At 67.7% G+C, this 20,274-nt stretch carries 17 protein-coding genes; 10 read left to right on the top strand and 7 right to left on the bottom strand.

The window, feature by feature from the left end:
- Positions 1-11 precede the first annotated feature (11 nt).
- From AB0M48_RS17485 to tig, 5 genes are all read right to left on the bottom strand, one after another.
- The gene (locus AB0M48_RS17485; protein WP_363842500.1) at positions 12-590 is read right to left on the bottom strand and encodes an alpha/beta hydrolase; all 579 of its coding nucleotides are present in this window, start codon (positions 588-590) and stop codon (positions 12-14) included.
- 65 nt (positions 591-655) lie between these two features.
- A complete protein-coding gene (clpX, locus tag AB0M48_RS17480) occupies positions 656-1,936 on the bottom strand; it encodes an ATP-dependent Clp protease ATP-binding subunit ClpX (RefSeq protein WP_030479397.1) in 1,281 nt (426 codons plus the stop codon).
- Positions 1,937-2,265: 329 nt separating this feature from the next.
- Positions 2,266-2,895, bottom strand: coding sequence for an ATP-dependent Clp protease proteolytic subunit (locus AB0M48_RS17475; RefSeq protein WP_167970516.1), 630 nt, complete (start codon positions 2,893-2,895; stop codon positions 2,266-2,268).
- Positions 2,896-2,915: 20 nt separating this feature from the next.
- Entirely contained in the window at positions 2,916-3,503 is a 588-nt protein-coding gene (locus AB0M48_RS17470; RefSeq protein ID WP_266038020.1) for an ATP-dependent Clp protease proteolytic subunit, read from the bottom strand.
- Positions 3,504-3,702: 199 nt separating this feature from the next.
- Positions 3,703-5,049 (bottom strand): trigger factor, encoded by a 1,347-nt coding sequence (gene tig / locus AB0M48_RS17465; protein ID WP_363842495.1) that lies wholly within the window; start codon positions 5,047-5,049, stop codon positions 3,703-3,705.
- A 676-nt stretch (positions 5,050-5,725) separates the two neighbouring features.
- On the opposite strand from tig, the gene AB0M48_RS17460 reads away from it, so the two are divergent.
- Positions 5,726-6,625: a LysR family transcriptional regulator gene (locus tag AB0M48_RS17460; protein ID WP_319986774.1), complete on the top strand. Its 900-nt coding sequence runs from the start codon at positions 5,726-5,728 to the stop codon at positions 6,623-6,625.
- A 27-nt stretch (positions 6,626-6,652) separates the two neighbouring features.
- Here AB0M48_RS17460 and AB0M48_RS17455 read toward each other — a convergent pair whose 3' ends face one another.
- The gene (locus tag AB0M48_RS17455) at positions 6,653-7,642 is read right to left on the bottom strand and encodes a LacI family DNA-binding transcriptional regulator (RefSeq protein WP_363842491.1); all 990 of its coding nucleotides are present in this window, start codon (positions 7,640-7,642) and stop codon (positions 6,653-6,655) included.
- A gap of 112 nt (positions 7,643-7,754) precedes the next feature.
- On the opposite strand from AB0M48_RS17455, the gene AB0M48_RS17450 reads away from it, so the two are divergent.
- The 9 genes from AB0M48_RS17450 to AB0M48_RS17410 all read left to right on the top strand — a co-directional run bounded on the left by AB0M48_RS17450 (position 7,755) and on the right by AB0M48_RS17410 (position 19,241).
- The gene (locus tag AB0M48_RS17450) at positions 7,755-9,008 is read left to right on the top strand and encodes a sugar ABC transporter substrate-binding protein (protein WP_363842488.1); all 1,254 of its coding nucleotides are present in this window, start codon (positions 7,755-7,757) and stop codon (positions 9,006-9,008) included.
- A 7-nt stretch (positions 9,009-9,015) separates the two neighbouring features.
- The gene (locus AB0M48_RS17445) at positions 9,016-9,885 is read left to right on the top strand and encodes a sugar ABC transporter permease (RefSeq protein ID WP_363842485.1); all 870 of its coding nucleotides are present in this window, start codon (positions 9,016-9,018) and stop codon (positions 9,883-9,885) included.
- Positions 9,882-10,703: a carbohydrate ABC transporter permease gene (locus AB0M48_RS17440; RefSeq protein WP_363842482.1), complete on the top strand. Its 822-nt coding sequence runs from the start codon at positions 9,882-9,884 to the stop codon at positions 10,701-10,703. The genes AB0M48_RS17445 and AB0M48_RS17440 overlap by 4 nt, the downstream gene beginning before the upstream one ends.
- Positions 10,704-10,723: 20 nt before the next feature.
- Complete coding sequence (locus AB0M48_RS17435; RefSeq protein ID WP_363842479.1) at positions 10,724-11,842, top strand: glycosyl hydrolase; 1,119 nt, start codon at positions 10,724-10,726, stop codon at positions 11,840-11,842.
- Between the two features lie 4 nt (positions 11,843-11,846).
- Positions 11,847-14,756 (top strand): glycoside hydrolase family 38 C-terminal domain-containing protein, encoded by a 2,910-nt coding sequence (locus AB0M48_RS17430; protein WP_363842476.1) that lies wholly within the window; start codon positions 11,847-11,849, stop codon positions 14,754-14,756.
- 3 nt (positions 14,757-14,759) lie between these two features.
- The gene (locus tag AB0M48_RS17425; RefSeq protein ID WP_363842473.1) at positions 14,760-15,659 is read left to right on the top strand and encodes a glycosyl hydrolase family 18 protein; all 900 of its coding nucleotides are present in this window, start codon (positions 14,760-14,762) and stop codon (positions 15,657-15,659) included.
- A 117-nt stretch (positions 15,660-15,776) separates the two neighbouring features.
- Positions 15,777-17,237 (top strand): PKD domain-containing protein, encoded by a 1,461-nt coding sequence (locus tag AB0M48_RS17420; RefSeq protein ID WP_363842470.1) that lies wholly within the window; start codon positions 15,777-15,779, stop codon positions 17,235-17,237.
- 12 nt (positions 17,238-17,249) lie between these two features.
- Complete coding sequence (locus tag AB0M48_RS17415) at positions 17,250-18,716, top strand: PKD domain-containing protein (protein WP_363842467.1); 1,467 nt, start codon at positions 17,250-17,252, stop codon at positions 18,714-18,716.
- A 348-nt stretch (positions 18,717-19,064) separates the two neighbouring features.
- On the top strand, positions 19,065-19,241 hold the full coding sequence (locus tag AB0M48_RS17410) for a hypothetical protein (protein ID WP_363842464.1): 177 nt from the start codon (positions 19,065-19,067) through the stop codon (positions 19,239-19,241).
- Between the two features lie 71 nt (positions 19,242-19,312).
- On the opposite strand, the gene AB0M48_RS17405 is transcribed toward AB0M48_RS17410, so the two are convergent.
- Positions 19,313-20,266, bottom strand: a complete 954-nt coding sequence (locus AB0M48_RS17405; protein ID WP_363842461.1) for an ABC transporter substrate-binding protein — start codon at positions 20,264-20,266, stop codon at positions 19,313-19,315.
- Positions 20,267-20,274: the final 8 nt, after the last annotated feature.

Raw genomic sequence — 20,274 nt, 5'->3', positions numbered from 1 at the left:
GGAAGTGATGGCTAGCGCGGTGAGAGCGGGACCGTCCTCGACCGCACCCACTTGAGCACCGCGGGCCACTCCCCGTAGCCCGCGTCGATGTTGATGTGGCCGGCACCGGGCAGGACGTCGATCTCGATCCGCAACGCCTCGGCGAGTTCCTTCGCGGCCTGCATCGAGCAGTGCGGATCGCCCTCGCCCGCGACCAGGCGGGTCTCGGTGGCGGCGCGGCGCAGGTTCGCCGGGTCGAGCGGGGCCGGGAAGAACGACTTGATGGCCGGTTCCGGGTGGTCCAGCGCCGGTGGGGCTACCAGCAGCACGCGGTCCACGTGGGCGATGGGCTCACGGGCCGCGTGGTGCAGCCAGAGGTAGCAGCCGAGCGAGTGCGCCACGACGACACGTTCGCGGTCGGCAGGCAGCGCTTCGAGGTGCGTGTCGAGTTCGCGCAACCAGGTGTCGCGGTCGGGGGCCTCCGGGCTGCTGAAGTGCGGCAGGTCGGCGAGGCCGCCGTGCTCGGACACCGTCTGGGCCAGCCACCGCTGCCAGTGGCCGGGGCCGGAGCCGGTGTAGCCGTGGAGCAGGAGCACGTGAGGCAGCGACATGACTCCACCTTAGAACGAAGAACGGCCCCGGCAACGAGTTGCCGGGGCCGTTCCAAGAAGATCACTTACGCGGACTTCTCCCGGCGTTCCCGGCGCGAGGGCTGCCGAGCCACGATGGTCGGGTTCACGTTCTCCTTCACCGTCTGCTCGGTGATGACGACCTTGGCGACGTCCGTGCGGCTGGGGATGTCGTACATCACCGGGAGCAGGACCTCTTCCATGATCGCCCGGAGGCCACGAGCACCGGTACCGCGCAGGATCGCCTGGTCAGCGATTGCTTCGAGCGCGGTCTTGGTGAACTCGAGCTCCACGCCGTCCATCTCGAAGAGCTTCTGGTACTGCTTCACCAGGGCGTTCTTCGGCTCGGTGAGGATCATCACCAGGGACGGCTTGTCGAGGTTCGTGACGGAGGCGACCATCGGCAGACGCCCGATGAACTCGGGGATCAGACCGAACTTGATCAGGTCCTCCGGCATGGAGTCGGCGAAGAAGTCCGACGACTCCACCTCGGCCTTGGAGCGGACCTCGGCACCGAAGCCCAGACCCCGCTTGCCGACGCGGTCCTGGATGATCTTCTCCAGACCCGCGAAGGCACCGGCCACGATGAACAGCACGTTCGTCGTGTCGATCTGGATGAACTCCTGGTGCGGGTGCTTGCGGCCGCCCTGCGGGGGCACCGAGGCGGTGGTGCCTTCCAGGATCTTCAGCAGTGCCTGCTGCACGCCCTCGCCGGACACATCGCGCGTGATCGACGGGTTTTCACTCTTTCGAGCGATCTTGTCGACCTCGTCGATGTAGATGATGCCCGTTTCGGCGCGCTTCACGTCGTAGTCGGCGGCCTGGATGAGCTTCAGGAGGATGTTCTCGACGTCCTCACCGACGTACCCGGCCTCCGTCAGCGCCGTCGCGTCGGCGATGGCGAACGGCACGTTCAACATCTTCGCGAGCGTCTGCGCGAGGTAGGTCTTGCCACACCCCGTCGGGCCGAGCATCAGGATGTTCGACTTCGCCAGCTCGACGCCGTCGTCACGACCCTCGCGCCCGCGGTCGCCCGCCTGGATGCGCTTGTAGTGGTTGTAGACGGCGACGGAGAGGGTGCGCTTGGCGTCACTCTGTCCGATGACGTACTGGTCGAGGAACTCGTGGATCTCGGCGGGCTTCGGCAGCTCGTCGAGCTTCACGTCGCCGGCTTCGGCCAGCTCCTCCTCGATGATCTCGTTGCAGAGATCGATGCACTCATCGCAGATGTAGACGCCGGGGCCGGCGATGAGTTTCTTCACCTGCTTCTGGCTCTTTCCGCAGAAAGAGCACTTCAGCAAGTCGCCGCCGTCACCGATACGCGCCATGACCGCTGACCTATGTCCCCTCCGGCGCACACCTGCTGTAGTGCGCCTGCTGACTTGCTGTGGCAGTCCCACTGGCTGTGGGTGCTGAGCCCGTTCTCCTGACGGTACCTGGCCGACCCCGCTTCAGGGGAGGACCCGCGTCCCCCGACGCGCCGATCAGGCCGGACATCCGGTCACATCGGCGTGTCGGGTGGGTGCACGATGCCCTGGGGCTGGGGATTTTCCCAGCCACCAAGACAAGGTCCGGCGTCTGGGACGTCCCCAGACGAACACCGGGCGGCGGGCGAGGCGAGCGCTCTTCGCGAGCGCACCTCACCCACCGTCGCCCGTCAGGACTTGGCGGAAAGCTTGCGGTAGGGCAGCACCGTGTCGACGATGCCGTATTCCTTGGCCTCCTCGGCCGTCAGGATGCGGTCGCGCTCGATGCTCTCGCGAACCTCCTCTGCCGTCCGGTTCGTGTGCCGCGCGAGGGTGGACTCCATCAGGCGGCGCACGCGCTGGATCTCGTTCGACTGGATCTCCAGGTCGGACACCTGACCGTACGCGCCCTCCATCGAAGGCTGGTGGATCAGGATTCGCGCGTTGGGCAGCGCGTGCCGCTTACCAGGCGTTCCAGCCGCGAGCAGCACGGCCGCGGCGGAGGCCGCCTGGCCGAGGCAGTACGTCTGGATGTCCGGGCGGACGAACTGCATGGTGTCGTAGATGGCCATCAACGAGGTGAACGAGCCACCCGGCGAGTTGATGTACATCAGGATGTCGCGGTCCGGGTCCTCGGACTCGAGCACGAGCAGCTGCGCCATGACGTCGTTGGCCGAAGCGTCGTCAACCTGCACGCCGAGGAAGATGATGCGCTCCTCGAAGAGCTTGTTGTACGGGTTCGACTCCTTCATGCCGTAGCTGGTGCGCTCCACGAACGACGGCAGCACGTACCGTGACTGAGGCATGTGGAACTGGCTCACTTGAGGTCTCCTAGCTGACGTCAGTTGTTCGAGTCGCCGACGGGCTGGGCCCTGGTGACGACCCTGTCGACGAAGCCGTACTCCAGCGCTTCCTGCGCCGTGAACCAGCGGTCGCGGTCGGAGTCGCGGGTGATGGTCTCGAGGGTCTGCCCGGTGTGCTCGGCGATCAGCTCGGCCATCTCGCGCTTGGTGCGCGTCAGCATGTCCGCCTGGATCGCGATGTCCGCGGCCGTACCGCCGACACCGGCCGACGGCTGGTGCATCAGGATCCGGGCGTGCGGGAGCGCGTGGCGCTTGCCGGGCGCACCCGCCGAGAGCAGGAACTGCCCCATCGAGGCCGCGAGGCCCATCGCGTACGTGGCCACGTCCGGCTGGATCAGCTGCATCGTGTCGTAGATGGCCATGCCCGCCGTGACGGAACCACCCGGCGAGTTGATGTAAAGCGTGATGTCCTTCTCGGGGTCCTCAGCGGCCAGCAGCAGCAGCTGTGCGGTGATCTGGTTGGCGATGCCCTCTTCGACCTGTGATCCCAGGACGATGATCCGCTCGCGGAGCAGCCGCTCGTACACCGAGTCGTTGAGGTTCATCCCGGCGGTGGCCGACCGCATCTCGGGGGTCGGGAAGGAGTGCTGCGTCACGTCTGCCTGCCTAACTCCAGGTGGAACGAATCTGGAAGCGAAAACTCTCTGCGTTCGACCTTAACGAAGGCGGGCGGCGTCAGATGCCCGACACCGCCCGCGTTCGCTATCAGCTGTATTTCCGGAGTTCGCCCGCTCGCGGGGAAAGGGCGAACAACTCGGTCGTTCGCTACTCCTGGCCGTCCTCATCGGACTTGGTCTCGCCGAAGAGCTCGTCGAGGTCCAGCTTCTGACCGGACGAGTCGCTGACCTCGGCCTGGCGCACGACGCTCGCGAGCGCCTTGCCCCGGCGGACGTCGGCGAAGATCGCGCCGAGCTGACCCGACTGCTGCGCGCGCTTGACGTACTCGTCCGGGCTGATGCCGAAGCGCTGGGCCTGGTAGATGATCCGCTCGGTGAGCTCACCGTCGGACACCGTGACCTGCTCGGCGTCGGCGATCGAGTCGAGCACCAGCTGCGTCTTGACGGCCTGCTCGGCGGCCTTGCGCAGCTCGGCGTCGAACTCCTCCTCCGACTGACCCTGCTCGGTCAGCCAGGCGGCGAACTTCGCGTCGTCGTGGTCGAAGGCGTGCACGGCGTCGTGCTTGCGGGCGTCGATCTCGCCCTGGACGATGCCCTCGGGCAGCGGGACCTCGGTGGTCTCCAGCAGCGCCTCGAGGACCTTGTCGCGCGCCTGCACGCCCTGCTGCATCTTCTTGACGCGGGCCAGGCGGGTCTGCAGGTCGCCCTTGAGCTCGTCGAGCGTGTCGAACTCGCTGGCGAGCTGCGCGAACTCGTCGTCGAGCTCGGGGAGCTGACGCTCCTTGACGCTGCTCAGCACAACGGTGACCTCGGCCTCGCGGCCCTCGTGCTCACCGGCGACGAGCGTCGTGGTGAAGGTCTTGGTCTCACCCTCGGTCGCGCCGACGAGCGCCTCGTCGATGCCCTCGACGAGCTGGCCGGAGCCGACCTCGTAGGACAGGCCGCTGGTGCGGGCCTCCTCGACCTCTTCGCCGTCGACGGTCGCGGACAGGTCGACGATGACGAAGTCACCGGTCTCGACCGGGCGGCTGACACCGGTCAGCGTGCCGAAGCGGGCGCGGAGCTCGTCGAGCTGGGTGGTCACGTCCTCGTCGGTGACCTCCTGCTCGTCCACCGTCACGGCGAGCTCGCCGAAGGCGGGCACGGTGATCTCGGGACGGACGTCGACCTCGGCGGTGAACTCGAGGGTCTGCCCGTCCTCGATCTTGGTGACCTCGAAGTCGGGACGGCCGAGCGTGCGCACCTCACCCGCGTTGACGGCCTCCAGGTACTTGGCCGGGATCGCCTCCTGGATGACCTCGTCCAGCACCGGAGCGCGGCCGATTCGGTTCTCCAGGACCTTCGCGGGGGCCTTGCCCGGACGGAAGCCGGGGATGCGGACCTGCTTCGCGAGCTTCCGGTACGCCTGGTCGAAGTTCGACTTGAGCTCGTCGAACGGCACCTCGACGTTGATCCGGACCCTCGTCGGGCTCAGGTGCTCGACGGTGCTCTTCAACGTGGACTCCTCGATACGAACAAGAACGTGCAAGACAGCCGGTACCGCCACTTCGGGACGCCCGGATTCCCAGCGAGTCTAGGCGAGACCCGCGCTGTGACCGCCGCCACCCCGGCGACCGCGACGGTTCAGGACTGTCAGATCCCTTCGCCACCGTCATCTCCCGACGGCCGGTTCGCGCCGTTCTGGGGGCTTCGCCCGATTTCCTGGGGTTGGACGTGCACCGTTTCGTCACGAGATTCGCAGGCATCACCGCTACGGCCGGCAGCGCGCCACCGCGGTCCAGGTCCGCAGCGCACAGAGCAAGGCCGGCATCGAGCCGTGGCGCAGCGAGTTCCCCGACACCTACGACTTCCTCGTCGGCGGCGGGGCCTGCAGGGCCTGATCCACACCACCTGCAACGCCATCACCCACCTCGGGTGGCGGCGTTGTTTTGTTCGCCTGGCGAAAGGCATAACTGAAAAGAGTCACCCAGCTACGGCCCGTCAAAGCGCTCCGCGCAATTTCACTCTTTCGGCGGCAGCCACCTTTCGCGACCGATCAAGATGACTCCATAAGCACCAATCTCGCCTGCTCGGCTGACAGGTAGCGTTACTGCTCCCGCACCATCCGTAACAGGACCACGGGAACGAACGAGAAAAAGTCGTCGCACCGTTTTACCCCGAGGATCCGCCTGATGGAGACACGCCAGCTTCTCGCGTTCACGACCGTGGTTCAGACAGGGAGCTTCACCAAGGCCGCTGCCACGCTCAACTGCTCGCAGCCGACCATCACCACCCGCATCAAGGCGCTGGAGGAGGCCCTCGGCGTCGTCCTTTTCCGACGCCTCCCCAGAGGTATCCAGATGACGTCCGCGGGCGTGGAACTCCTCCCGTTCGCGCGAAACATCATCAACCTCACCGAAAAGGCCCGAAAAGCCATCACGATGAACGGCGAGCCGCACGGCAAACTCGTCATCGGTTCCGCACAGAGTTTGACCGACTACCGTCTGCTACCGCTCATCGAATACATGTGCTGGCGCTACCCGTCGGTCCAACTCTCGTTGCACTCGCGCAACGCGCTGAACAACCTGAACTCGGTGCGCGACGGCCAACTCGACTGCGCCTTCTTCATCGGTGCCATCGAACCGCGCGAGGGCCTGGAGACCACGGTCCTGTGCCCCGAGCCGTTGGTGATGGTCGCGGGCCCGAACCACATGCTCACCCAACGCCAGTCGCTGGCCGAGGACGACATCACCAGCAGCACCCTGATCCGGGCCGAGAACGGCGCCTCGTACCACGAGCTGTTCGAACACTCCCTCGGCTACGACGACACCCGCGCGCCGGTCCTGGAACTGGACTCGGTGGACGCCGCCAAGCGTGCGGTCGCGTCGGGCCTGGGCATCGCCCTGATGCCGGAGGTCACGGTGTCCTCGGAACTGGCCGACGGCAGGTTGGTCCGCTTGCCCTGGTCCCCGACGTTCCGCGTCTACACGCAGTTCGGCTGGCGCCAGGACAACTCGACGAACCCGGCGGTGACGGCCCTGGTGTCGGCGGCGGCGCAAGTGGTGAGCGACCAGGTCGCCTCCCTGACCTGACGCGTGGGTGGGGTGCCGCCGCCCCACCTACCCCACCGGTGCCGGCCCGGAACTCCCCCGCACCACCAGTTCGGGCAGCACGTCCTCGACGTCGGTCGGCGAAGCCCCGCCGATCACGGCCACCAGCGCCCGAGCCGCCCGAGCGCCGAACGCGAACGTGTCCCGCGACAACGCCGTCAACCGCCCGTGCTGGCACAACACCGAGTCGTCCCAGGCCACGATCGACAGCTCGGACGGCACGGCGACTCCCAGGTCTGCAGCCACCTCCGCTCCCGCCACCGCCATCACGTCGTTGTCGTAGACGATCGCCGTTGGCGGCTCGGCCATCCCCAGCAACTCCCGCGTCGCGCGAGCGCCTGACTCGGCGGTGTAGTCCCCGGCCACCACGACACCGTCCGCAACGGACGACGCGAACGCCGAGTCGCGCCGGACCGTGTGCAACAACGACGCCAGCCCGGCCACGCGGGCGATCCGCCGATGCCCCAACGCTTTGAGGTACTCCACCACGGAGGTCATGGCCGCGTAGTCGTCGGCCCAGACCGAGGCGAGCTCCCCGTGGTGCCCGGCCCCGCCGACGACGACAGCCGGCAACCCGAGCGAGGGCATCAGCTCGACCCGGGGATCCGACACCAGCAGATCCACCAGGAACACCCCGTCGACCCGGTGCTCGGCCCACCACCGCTGGTACAGCTCGATCTCCTCCTCGCGGGAGGAGACCACCTGCAGCAGGAGGGCGCAGGACATCTCGGACTGCATCCCGGCGATCAGCTGGAAGAAGAACGCCTCGTCCCCCAGGGCACGGGGCGGCCGCACCAGCACCAGCCCCACCGCGTCGGCGGACGCGGACGACAGCGCCCGAGCGGTGACCGACGGCCGGTACCCCAGCGTTGAGGCGACCTCCAGCACGCGGGACCGCGTCGACTCGGACACGCCGGAGCGTCCGTTCAACGCTAACGACACAGCTCCTTTGGACACCCCGGCCGCCGCCGCGATGTCCTTGATCGTTGGCCTCTTCACCCACTGCCCTTCGAGCGCCGCACCCTGTCCGGAACAAGACAACAAGACGTTCGGAGGCTAGCCGGAGATAAACCGGTTTAGCTAGGGTCCGCCACCAAGGAGGTGGCTTTCAATGAAGAGGCGCACGTTCCTCGCGGGCCTGGCGGCGGTGCCCGTCGCAGGATGCGGACTGTCCGGTACTTCCAGCACCACGACCGGGGGAACCGGTCAGGTCACGGGCGAGATCACGTTCCAGACCTGGTCCCTCAAGCCCAAGTACACCGACTACGTCAACGGTGTCGTCGACGCTTTCCAGAAGCAGCACCAGGGCACCTCGGTGAAGTGGGTCGACCAGCCCGCGGACGGGTACCTGGCCAAGGTCATGGCGGACGCGAGCGCGGGGAGCCTTCCCGACGTCATCAACGTGCCGCCGGACCTGAGCTTCCCGCTCGCGAAGGCCGGCCAGCTCGTCAACCTCGACGAGTCGCTCAAGGACGCCAAGCCCGAGTACCTGGGCAACGCCTGGCAGGCGTTCGAGATCCCCGGCAAGGGCGGCTGCTACGGCTTCCCCTGGTACCTCAACACCGGGCCGATCTTCTACAACAAGGCGCTGTTCAGCCAGGCGGGCCTGGACCCGGACAAGCCGCCGACGAACTTCAAGGAACTCGAGGAGCAGGCGCTCAAGCTCGCCGCGAAGAAGATCGCGATCCTCGGCCAGACGCCGAGCATCGCCGACTTCGGGCTGTACGGCGTGAAGTTGTTCGACAACGACAAGTTCACGTTCAACGAGCCCAAGGGCGTCGAGTTCGTCGAGAGCTACAAGCGCATGTACGACGCGGGCGCGCTCATTCCCGAGGCGCTCACGCAGAACTACACCGGCGCCGGCGCGAAGTTCATGGCGCAGCAGACGGCGCTCAACCCCGGCAGCGCGTACGACCTCGGCAAGTTCAAGACCGACGCGCCCAGCCTCTACGCGAACATCGGCATCAGCACGCCCATCACGAACACGGGCAGCGCCAACATGTTCCTGCACGGCGTGAGCGTGCCGAAGAGCAGCAAGAACCAGGCGACGGCGCTGGCGTTCGGCAGGTTCGTCACCAACGCCGAGAACCAGGTGAAGTTCGCCAAGCTCGCCTCGATCTTCCCGTCCACGTCGAAGGGCGGCGACGACCCGTACTTCACCACGGAGGACGGCACCGACGAGGCGCGCGTGCGGGTGGCCGCGGCCAAGCAGCTGAAGACCGCGGTGAACTACACGCCCGTGCAGTTCAGCGACCAGATGCGCGAAGCCCTTCTGCAGCAGCTGGCCGACGCCATGCTGGGCAAGAAGTCGCCGAAGCAGGCGCTGAACGACGCCGTCGCCGAGTGCAACCGGCTCCTCAAGTAGGCCGCACATGACTCATCGCCCGTACACGCCGTGGCTGTTCCTGGCCCCAGGACTGGCCGTCTGCCTGCTGTTCGTCGTCTTCCCGTTCCTGAACATGATCGTGCTCGCGTTCACGGACGCGAGCGCGCTGGGCGGCGGCCGGTTCACCGGTGTGGACAACTTCGTGCGGATGGCCCAGGACCCGAAGTTCTGGGCGGCCGCGCGCAACAGCGCGCTGTACATGGTGGGCGTCGTCCCGCCGCTGGTGCTGTTGCCGCTGCTGATCGCGATGCTCGCGCAGAAGATCGTGCCGGGCATCGGGATCTTCCGGACGGCGTTCTTCACGCCGGTGATCGCGTCCACGGTCGTGGTCGGGCTCATCTGGACGTGGCTGCTCGACAGCCGCGGCCTGGTGAACACCGTGGTGGAGGCGCTGGGCGGCAGCAGGATCGGGTTCCTCACCGACTCGACGCTGTTGCTGATCAGCTCGATGGTGGTGACGATCTGGCGCGGCCTGGGCTACTACATGGTGATCTACCTGGCCGCGCTCGCGAACGTGCCGAAGGACCTGCACGAGGCCGCGATGGTCGACGGCGCGGGACCGGTCAGGAGGTTCTGGTCGGTCACCGTGCCGAGCATCAGGCCGACGATGGTGCTCGTCGCGGCGCTGAGCGCGGTCAACGGGTTCCGCGTGTTCTCCGAGATCTACCTGCTGTCGGGCGGGTCCGGCGGCCCGGGCGGGGCGAGCACCACGCTGGTGATGCTCATCCAGCTCACCGGCCGCGGGCTGACCGGTGAGGTCGGGTACGCGTCGGCTCTGAGCATCGTGCTGTTCGTGATCCTGCTGGGACTGCTGCTGGTCACCCTCAAGCTCAACCGCAGGGAGGACCGGCTGTGAAGCGCGCCCATCTCCACCTCGCACTGCGCTACCTCGGGCTCCTCACGATCCTCGCGATCAGCATCGGGCCGTTCCTGTGGCAGTTCGCCACGAGCATCAAGGGACCGGCCGAGGACGTCTTCGTCCCCGACTTCATCCCGGACGACCCGACGTTCGGCAACTACGCCGCGGTCGCCGATGTCGTGCCGGTCTGGACGTTCGCGCTCAACTCGCTCGGTGTCGCGAGCGTCAACGTCGTCACGAACTGCCTCGGCGCCGCCATGGCCGGCTACGCCCTGGCACGGCTGAAGTTCCGCGGCCGCAGGTTCGCCGCGGTGATCTTCGCGAGCAGCATCCTGGTGCCGTTCGAAGCGATCATGATCTCACTGTTCCTGGTGATGCGCGGGTTCGGGCTCACCAACACCCTCACCGGCGTCGTGCTGCCCGGCGCGATCGCCGCGCTCAACGTCCTGTTGCTGCGCAACGCCTTCCTCGCGCTGCCCGCCGAGGTCGAGGAGGCCGCGATCATCGACGGCGCCAACGCGTGGCAGCGCTTCACCCGACTCGCGCTGCCGTCGGTGAAGGGCACGCTGGTCGTGGTGGCGCTGTTCTCGTTCATGTTCAGCTGGGACGACTTCCTGTGGCCGCTCATCGTGCTGAGCGACCAGGAGAAGTACACGCTCACCATCGGCCTGGCGTACCTCCAGGGCACGTTCGTGCAGAACCAGCGGCTGGTCGCGGCGGGCACGATCATCGCCGTCGTACCGCTGATCCTGCTGTTCCTGTTGCTGCAGAAGCACTTCTTCCGCGGAGTGGGAGAAGGCGCGATCAAGGGATGATCCCCAGAAGGAGTTCGGCGTTGCGTTTCGGCGTGAACTACACCCCTTCCCACGGCTGGTTCCACCACTGGCTCGACTTCTCGCTCGACGACGTCAAAGCCGACTTCGAGTCCATCGCGGGCCTCGGCCTCGACCACGTGCGGGTCTTCCCGCTGTGGCCGGTGTTCCAGCCCAACAGGGGCCTGGTCCGCCCCAAGGCCGTCGAGCAGCTCGCCGAGATGCTCGACGCGGCCCACGAGACAGGCCTGGACGTGCAGGTCGACGTGCTGCAGGGCCACCTGTCGAGCTTCGACTTCTACCCGTCGTGGGTGCAGACCTGGCACCGCCGCAACATCTTCACCGACCCCGACGTCATCGACGGGCAGCGGTTCTACGTCCGCACGCTCGCCGAGGCACTGAGGGACAAGCCCGGCTTCCTCGGCTTCACCCTGGGCAACGAGGTCAACCTGCTCACCGAGTCGAACCCCTGCGCGCCCGCACAGGCCGGCGAGTGGATCGACGCGCTGCTCGACGAGTGCGAGAAGGCCGCCCCCGGTTTCCCGCACGTCCATTCCGAGTACGACGCTGTCTGGTACGAGAGCGAGCACGCGTTCCTGCCGGAGCACGCCGCCAACAAGGGCGCGATGACGACCGTGCACTCGTGGGTCTTCAACGGCACCGCGCAGCGCTACGGATCGATGTCACCGGAGAGCGTTCATCACGCCGAGTACCTCGTCGAACTGGCGAAGGCGCACGCCGAGGACCCGCACCGGCCCGTGTGGCTGCAGGAGGTCGGCGCCGCCCAGCCCGAGATCACCGCCGAGCAGGCGCCGCAGTTCGCCGAGCAAACGCTTGCGAACGTGCTGACCTGCTCGAACCTGTGGGGCGTCACGTGGTGGTGCTCGCACGACGTCGACCGTGCGTTGGTGGACTTCCCCGAACGCGAGTACGAGTTGGGGTTGCTGACGACGGAACGCGAGGTCAAGCCGCTCGGCGAGGCGATCGCCCGGATCGTGCGCGAGGCGGCGCACGAGCCGGTCGAGCGCACGCCGATCAAGCTGCACGGCGACCGGCCCTCGTGGGGACCGGGCGGTGCTTTCTTCGAAGAGTGGATGAGCCTCGCGCGGGACGGCGTGCGGGCCTCGATCGAACTGGGGTGAAGACGTGCACGACGAACGCGCTCTGCTGGAAGAACGACTCGACCGCACGCTGAAGGAACGCATCCGCCCGGCCGTCTACGGCGAGACCGCGCCGCTGGAACTCGCCGTCTGGACCGTGCCCGACGAGCCCGTCCCGGTCGCCGAAGCGCTGCGGGCCACCTACGAACCGGCCAACGTCGGCGACGCTTGGGGCGCGCCCTGGAGCACGAGCTGGTTCCGGCTGACCGGCAGCGTCCCGGAGTCGTGGCAGGGCAGGCAGGTCGAGGTCGTGCTGGACCTCGGCTTCACCCACCCCGGCCCCGGCTTCCAGTCCGAAGGCCTCGCGTACACGGCGGACGGCCTGCCCATCAAGGGCATCGAGCCGCGCAACACCTACCTGCCCGTCGACGGCCGCGAGATCCTCTTCTACCTGGAGGCGGCCGGCAACCCGACGATCCTCGACTTCCACCCGTTCCTGCCGACCCCGCTGGGCGACAAGGAGACGGCGGGCACCGAGCCGTTGTACAAGATCCTCAAGGCCGAGCTCGCGGTGTTCCAGCCGCAGGTGTGGCACCTGATGCTCGACATCGAGGTGCTGCAGTCGCTGATGAGGGAACTGCCGGGCCACGACCCGCGCCGGCACAAGGTCCTGCACGCGCTGGACCGGGCGATGGACGCGCTGGACCTCAACGAGGTCGCCGCGACCGCCGAGCAGGCCCGTGCGGAACTGGCCGGCGTGCTGGCGTTGCCCGCCAACGCCTCCGCGCACAAGGTCTCGGCGATCGGTCACGCCCACATCGACTCGGCCTGGCTGTGGCCGCTGCGGGAGACCGTCCGCAAATGCGCGCGCACGTTCTCGAACGTCACCAAGCTGATGGACGAGTACCCGGACTTCTACTTCGCGTGCTCGCAGGCCCAGCAGTACGCGTGGATGAAGGAACACCACCCGCACGTCTGGGACCGCGTCCGCGAGAAAGTCCGGACCGGGCAGTTCGTGCCGGTCGGCGGCATGTGGGTCGAGTCGGACACGAACATGCCCGGCGGCGAGGCGATGGCCCGCCAGCTGGTGCACGGCAAGCGCTTCTTCCTCGACAACTTCGGCGTCGAGACCGAGGAGGTCTGGCTGCCGGACTCGTTCGGCTACAGCGCGGCGCTCCCCCAGCTGATCAAGCTGTCGGGCTCGCGCTGGTTCCTCACCCAGAAGCTGTCGTGGAACCAGATCAACAAGTTCCCGCACCACACGTTCTGGTGGGAGGGCATCGACGGCACGCGGATCTTCACGCACTTCCCGCCCGTCGACACCTACAACTCGTCGCTGTCCGGCCAGGAACTGGCGCGCGCTTCGAGGCAGTTCGCCGAGCACGCCAAGGCTTCGCGGTCGCTGGTGCCGTTCGGCTACGGCGACGGCGGTGGCGGCCCCACCCGCGAGATGATGGAGACCGCGCACCGCGTCGCGGACCTCGAAGGCTCACCGACCGTTCGGGTGGAGCCCCCGCGCGAGTTCTTCCAGGCCGCGCAGGACGAGTACCCGGACGCGCCGGTGTGGGCAGGCGAGCTGTACCTGGAGAAGCACCGCGCCACCTACACCACCCAGGCCAAGACCAAGCAGGGCAACCGCCGCAGCGAACACCTGCTGCGCGAGGCCGAGCACTGGTCCGTCGCGGCGGCTCTGGCCGGCCACGAGTACCCGTACGACGACCTCGACCGGTTGTGGAAGACCGTGCTGCTGCACCAGTTCCACGACATCCTGCCGGGCAGCTCGATCGCCTGGGTGCACCGCGAAGCCGAGGCCACCTACGCCCGCGTGGCGTCCGAGCTGAAGGCCCTGACGGCCCGGGCGATCGACGCGCTGAAGGGTGACGGGGACGACGAGCTGACGTTCGACGTGCTCGGTGGCGACGCCCCTGAGCCGTTCGTGACACCGGCCGACGGCGTGCTGGACAACGGAAGGCTGCGCGTCACGATCGACGCCGACGGCATCGTGCTCTCGATCCTCGACCTCGAAGAGGACCGCGAAGTCCTGCCGCCGCACGGGTTCGCGGGCATGCCGCAACTGCACCGGGACAACCCGAACCAGTGGGACGCCTGGGACATCGACCCGTTCTACCGCAACTGGAAGGCTGACCTGGTCCCGTCCGAACGCGTCGACGCGGAGGACGGCGTGATCGTCCGGGCGAAGTTCGGCGACTCGGTGCTCACCCAGACCATCCGGCTGCGGGAGGGCGCCAAGCAGGTCGACTTCGACACCGAGGTGGACTGGCAGGAACGGGAGAAGCTGCTCAAGATCGCGTTCCCGCTCGACCTGCGCGCCGAGGTCTCGACGGCCGAGACGCAGTTCGGTCACCTGCACCGCCCGGTGCACACGAACACCTCGTGGGAGGCGGCGAAGTTCGAGATCTGCGCCCACCGCTACCTGCACGTCGGCGAACCCGGCTACGGCGTCGCGGTGGTCAACGACTCGACCTACGGCCACGAGGTCACCCGCACCACCCGTGACGACGGCGGAACCACCACGACCGTGCGCCTGTCCCTGCTGCGCGCACCGAGGTTCCCCGACCCCGAGACCGACCAGGGCGAGCACCGCTTCCGCTACGCCCTCGTGGTCGGCGCGGGCATCCCGGAGGCGATCGACGCCGGGTACCGCATCAACCTGCCGCCGCGGACCGTCCGGGGTTCGCACGCACCGGAACCGTTGGTGCGCACGGACAACCCGGCGGTGAGGGTCGAGGCCGTGAAGCTGGCCGACGACCGGTCGGGCGACGTCGTCGTCCGGCTCTACGAGGCGCACGGCGGCCGTGCCCGCGCCTCGATCAGCACCTCCTTCGCCCACACGGGAATCCAGGAGACCGACCTGCTCGAACGGCCCCTGGCCGACGCGCCGGCCGAGGTGGTGCTGCGTCCGTTCCAAGTGATCACCCTGCGATTCACGAGGTGACGCATGAAGAAGCTGTTCCTCGCCCTGCTGCTGGTGGCGCTCGCCGCGCCACCGGCCCAGGCGGCTACCCAGAAGCGAACCGTCGTCTACTACCAGACCCAGTACAGCAACGGCGCGACCGGCACGTACGTCTCGCCCAAGCCCCTGGTCGACCGCAACACCGGCGTCACGGACGTCCTCGTCGCCGCGATCCACCTCAACGACAACAAGATCGTCCACCTCAACGACCACCCGCCGTCGCACTCGCGGTACACGCAGATGTGGCAGGACCTCGCCGCGATGCAGGCCCGCGGTGTCAACGTGATCGGCATGGTCGGTGGCGCGGCGCCGGGCTCGTTCCAACGGCTCGACACCCGGTTCTCCGAGTACTACCCGTTGCTGCGCGACACGATCCGCACCTACAGGCTCAACGGCGTCGACCTCGACGTCGAGGAGCGGATGTCGATCGCGGGCATCCGGCGGGTGATCGACCAGCTCAAGGCCGACTTCGGCGCGAACTTCATCGTCACGCTCTCACCGGTGGCGAGTGCGCTGTGGGGCGGCGGCAACCTGTCCGGCTTCAACTACGAGGACCTGTACCGCAGCCACGGCTCGAAGATCGCGTGGTTCAACGGCCAGTTCTACAACGGCTGGGGCAACGCGGGCAGCACCGCCAACTACGACCAGATCATCAACCGGCGGGTGATCCCGGCGAACAAGGTCGTGCTCGGCACCCTCACCAGCACGGCCAACGGCGGGTCGGGCTACGTGAGCATGACGACGCTGAAGAACACCGTCACCAGCCTCAAGACCAAGTACCCGAACTTCGGTGGCGTGGCGGGCTGGGAGTACTTCAACTCGCTGCCCGGCGGCACCACCGAGCCGTGGCGGTGGGCCGCGGACGTGACGGCCATGCAGAAGTAGGCCGTACGGCGTAATTGGGGCGGGGTGTGCAACGCGCACCCCGCCTCATGCGATTAAGGGTCGGGGTAGCCCCAGCCATCGGAGGCTGGGGATCTGGGGCTTTGGGGGAACTTTCGCATGCCTTCTGCAAGATCGCTGGCGGTCGCGGCCGCCGTGCTGGTGGGGGTGCTGGTGCCGGGTGTGGCACACGCGGCACCACCGTCCAATGACGACTTCTCGGCGTCCACACAGGTCACGACTCTGCCGTTCAGCGACGAGCAGGACATCAGCGGCGCGACGAGGGCAGCGGACGACCCGTACTGGTGCCAGACGTCCGTCGACCGCTCGGTCTGGTACTCCTACACGCCCACCGAGGACGTGCTGCTGCGCGCCACGACCGCGGGCAGCACCCAGAGCATGATCATGTCGGCCAACACGGGCCTGCGCGGTGAGCTGCGCGGGGTGGACGAGGCGTGCAGCACCGGTGCCTCGTCGCCGATCACGTTCCGGGCCGTGGCCGGCACCACCTACCACTTCGCCGTCGGTGGCTACGGCGGCACGCTGAAGTTCGCGCTCGACCGGGTCGCCCCGGCGCCCAACGACCACTTCGCCCAGGCCCAGCCCGTCACGCTGCCGTTCACCGCGCAGCCGGACGTGACCGTGGCGTCGTCCGAGGCAGACGAGCCCGAGTCGACCTGCGTGTACGAGGAGCAGCGGCCTTCGGTCTGGTACTCCTACACGGCTCCGGCGGAGGCTCTGTCCGTGGTGCCGAAGGTCCAGGGCAGCACGGCGGCCGTCACGGTGTACACCGGCAGCGACATCGCCGCGCTCACCCAGGTCACCTGCGCCGACGGCAACGTCGTGCAGCGCGCGGTCTTCCGGGCGACTCCGGGCACGACCTACTACCTGCGCTTCACCGCCGCGCACCGCAACTACCAGCCGATCTCGGTGAGCTTGACCGAGGCACCGCCCCTGCAGCCGTACATGGGCCTCAGCGGCAACGGCAACACCGTCTACAGCGACGTGGTGTTCCACCCCGGCTCGTACAACCCCGTCGACGGCGAGCTCACCTCCGAGTGGAACTTCGGCGACGGCACGACGCTCCCGGCGCAGAAGGGTTCGGTGGCCCACCGCTACCAGGCCGACGGCACCTACCAGGTGAGCATGAAGGCGACTACGGCCGATGGGCGCACCGCCACCGTCACCGGTCAGGTCAAGATCGAGACCCACGACGTGGGCATCACGAAGTTCGTCGTGCCGACGTCCGCGAGAGCGGGCGAGAGCAAGCCGATCACGGTGCACGTGGCGAACACGCGGTACCTGGAGAAGACGGCCGTGACGCTCTACCGGTCCAACGGCTCGTCGTGGACCGAGGTCGGCAAGCTGACGCTCGACGTGGCCGCGCACCCCACCCGCAAGGTGCAGTTCCCGTTCTCCTACACGTTCACCCCCGAGGACGCGGTGATGGGCAAGGTGGCCTTCCGCGCGGTGGCGTCACTGCAGTACCCGGTGCAGGACGCCCGGACGCTGGACAACGAGGTCATCTCGATCGCCACGACCGTGCGTCCGGCCGCCGTGACCAACTCGGCCATGAACTGACTGGGGGACAACATGAAGAGAACGTTCATCGCCACGATGGCGGTCGCGCTGGCGACCGCCCTGCTGCCCGGCGTCGCTCTCGCCGCCGACCCGCCCCCGAACGACGACTTCGGCAACGCCACGACGATCACCGCGCTGCCGTTCAGCGCGAAGATCAGCACCATCGGCGCCACCAAGTCCGCTGACGACCCGACCGCGTGCCACTACTGGGGCGAGTCGACCGTGTGGACGCGCTACACCGCGCAGGAGGACGGATTCCTGCGCGTCTCCTCCTCCGGCGGACCCGCCATCGGCGTCTACACCGGCGATCGCGGTGCGCTCGCGCTGGTGCCGGGCGCCTGCACCTACTACACCGGGTTCTCCGCCGACGTGTTCCCGGTGAAGGCAGGCACGACCTACCACTTCGCCCTCATCGAGAGCTACGCGTGGAACGGTCGTGAGTTCACCTTCGACCTCACGACGATCCCGGCCGCGGCCAACGACGACCGCGCGTCGGCGGCCGTCACCGGGTTCCCCGCGACGCTGGAGGGCGACCTGCGCCGGGCGACCAGCGAGCCGGACGAGCTCATGGCGAGCTGCGATCCCGGCGCCGGCCAGTCCGTCTGGTACCGCTACACCCCGGACCGCACCCGCTCGGTGCAGGTGACCCGGGCGAGCGGCTACACCGTGCTGAGCGTCCACCGCGCGACCGGTCTGTCCGAACTGGACTGTGCGGGCGCGTCGGACTACTACGGTCCGGTGTTCCTCGCGACCGCCGGTGAGAGCTACCTGATCCGCGCCGCCCACAACGTCGAGCAGGCGGGCCAGTTCGAGCTGAACCTCGTGAACGCTCCCGCCATCAAGCCCAGCGCGTACGCGACCCCCGACCGGCCGTCCACGTTCGACGACGTCCAGTTCTCGCCCTACGCAGGGGATCCGCTCAGCCGCGAGCTGGTCGGCGGCGAGATCCAGTTCGGTGACGGCGCCACCTCGCCGTTCACCGGCACGCAGGCCGTCGGCCACCGCTACGCCAAGGACGGCAAGTACACCGTCCGCGTCACCGGGACCACGAAGGACGGCCGGACCGGCACGACCGAGCAGGTGCTGGAGGTGACGACGCACGACGTCAAGCTGACCTGGCTGTCCCTGCCGGCCACCGCCCGCGCCGGCGACACCAAGCGGATCAAGGTGTCGGTCACCAACACGCGCTACGACGAGGACGTCCGCGTCTCGCTGAAGCGCAAGACGACGAGCGGCTACTACGAGGAGATCGGGTACCTGACGCAGCGCGTGGCGGCGTCGCCCACCGGCAAGGTCGAGTTCCCGTTCGCCTACACCTACACGGCGGCCGACGCGGCCGCGGGCCAGGTGGAGTTCAAGCTCGTGGCGGAGCTGAACCGCTGGGAGTACGACGACGCGCAGCCGGCGGACAACGAGCTCGTCGCCGTCACCGCGGTGCGCGCGGCGGCCACGACGCCCGCGAACGCGGCGATCAGCTAGGGCGTGTCCCGTGAGTCCGTTCGATGAGAGTCACGGTCGAGAGTCCCGGAGGCGGTGCCGCCGCAATGCCCTCATACCGGGCGTATTCGGGCTTTGCGGCGGTGCCGTCTCCGGGGCCCTCGGCCGCGACTATCGCGGACGAGACTTACGGGACACGCCCTAGCGCGAGGACTGACAGGCCCTCCCGCCGCGACCCCTCAGGTCGTGGAGGGAGGGCCCTTTTGTCTGCAGGCGGCCCCTGGGTAAGGGGGCTCACGGCGCGACCTTGCGTGATCGTCCGATGTAAGGGGTCACCCCTCAGGCGCAATCTCATCGTCATCAGGAAAGACGAACTGAGGAGTGAGTCGGATGGAATGGACGCCCGAAGCGATCAAGGCGGAGATGGACTACCGGCAGGAAGCCCTGCGGGAGGACGCTCGCCGGGCGCGGGAGTACTACCTCCACGGCGGGAAGCAGCGTTCGTGGTGGCACCGCGTGACACATCGCCACGAGCCTGAGGTTCCCGCCGGACAACAGGCTGCATGATGCCGGGGGTAGTCGTAGGGGGTGCGGTTCCTCTCGTCCAGGAACCACACCCCCTACGGCTCATGCTCTGACTAGGCCTTGGGCAGCCACGCCTTGACCTTGTCGGCGTTGGCGTCCACCCACTTCTTGGCGGCGTCCTCGGGCTTCATCTTGTCCTCGGCGATGTACTTCGCCACGGTGTTCTGGTCCTCGTTGGTCCACTTGAAGTTCTTGACCAGCTGGGCGGCCGGGCCGTTGGCATCGGCGAACTTCTTCGACACGATCTTGTCGAGGTCGTAGTCGGGGTAGTCGCAGGCGATCTTCTCGGCGTCGGCGTCACAGCCCGGCGTGTACGCGGGCAGCTTCACCTTCTCCAGCTTGATCTCGTTGAGCAGCCACTGCGGCGAGTAGAAGTAGCCGAGGACCCACTTCTTGTCCTTCTCCGCCTGGCGGAAGGCCTGGATCAGCGCGGTCTCGCTGCCGCCGTAGACGACCTTGTAGTTGAGGTTCAGGTTCTTCACCAGCGCCTCGTCGTTGGTCACGAACGACGGGTCGCCGTCGAGCAGCTGGCCCTTGTCGCCGGACTCCGAGGTCTTGAACTTGTCGGCGTAGGTGTTGAGGTTGTTCCAGTCGAGGATGTCGGGGTGCTCCTTGGCGAGCCACGGCGGCACGTACCAGCCGATCTGCCCCTTCACGCCCGTGGACCCCGCGCTGACGGCGGTCTTCTGCTCGTCGATGTACTTCTTGCGCAGGTCGTCGTGGCCCCAGTTCTCCACCACGGCGTCGACCTCACCGGTGCCGAAGCCCTGCCAGGCCACCTCTTCCTTGAGCTCCTTCTTGGTGACCTTGCACTTGAGTTCCTTCTCGGCCACGTACGCGAGCACGGCCGCGTTCGCCTCGTAACCGACCCACGGGTTGATCGCGAGGTTGAACGTGCCGCAGTCGCCGGTCGCACCCGAGGAGGTGTCACCGACCTTGGCGCCACCGCAACCAGCAAGGGCGAGTGCTCCCACGAGCACTGCTCCCAGCACGCTGTGCCTAGCCACTTTCCAGA

Source organism: Lentzea sp. NPDC051208 (genome assembly GCF_040682435.1).
Taxonomy (GTDB): Bacteria; Actinomycetota; Actinomycetes; order Mycobacteriales; family Pseudonocardiaceae; genus Lentzea; species Lentzea kristufekii.
The sequence above is the reverse complement of the archived record's forward strand: the minus strand, read 5'-3'. Positions and strand labels throughout refer to the sequence as shown.

Excerpts from the sequence above, each read along its gene's own strand:
- AB0M48_RS17485 (WP_363842500.1), bottom strand. The coding sequence starts at position 590 with ATGTCGCTGCCTCACGTGCTCCTGCTCCACGGCTACACCGGCTCCGGC.
- clpX (WP_030479397.1), bottom strand. The coding sequence starts at position 1,936 with ATGGCGCGTATCGGTGACGGCGGCGACTTGCTGAAGTGCTCTTTCTGC.
- AB0M48_RS17470 (WP_266038020.1), bottom strand. The coding sequence starts at position 3,503 with ATGCGGTCGGCCACCGCCGGGATGAACCTCAACGACTCGGTGTACGAG.
- AB0M48_RS17460 (WP_319986774.1), top strand. The coding sequence starts at position 5,726 with ATGGAGACACGCCAGCTTCTCGCGTTCACGACCGTGGTTCAGACAGGG.
- AB0M48_RS17450 (WP_363842488.1), top strand. The coding sequence starts at position 7,755 with ATGAAGAGGCGCACGTTCCTCGCGGGCCTGGCGGCGGTGCCCGTCGCA.
- AB0M48_RS17445 (WP_363842485.1), top strand. The coding sequence starts at position 9,016 with ATGACTCATCGCCCGTACACGCCGTGGCTGTTCCTGGCCCCAGGACTG.
- AB0M48_RS17425 (WP_363842473.1), top strand. The coding sequence starts at position 14,760 with ATGAAGAAGCTGTTCCTCGCCCTGCTGCTGGTGGCGCTCGCCGCGCCA.
- AB0M48_RS17420 (WP_363842470.1), top strand. The coding sequence starts at position 15,777 with ATGCCTTCTGCAAGATCGCTGGCGGTCGCGGCCGCCGTGCTGGTGGGG.
- AB0M48_RS17415 (WP_363842467.1), top strand. The coding sequence starts at position 17,250 with ATGAAGAGAACGTTCATCGCCACGATGGCGGTCGCGCTGGCGACCGCC.
- AB0M48_RS17410 (WP_363842464.1), top strand. The coding sequence starts at position 19,065 with ATGGAATGGACGCCCGAAGCGATCAAGGCGGAGATGGACTACCGGCAG.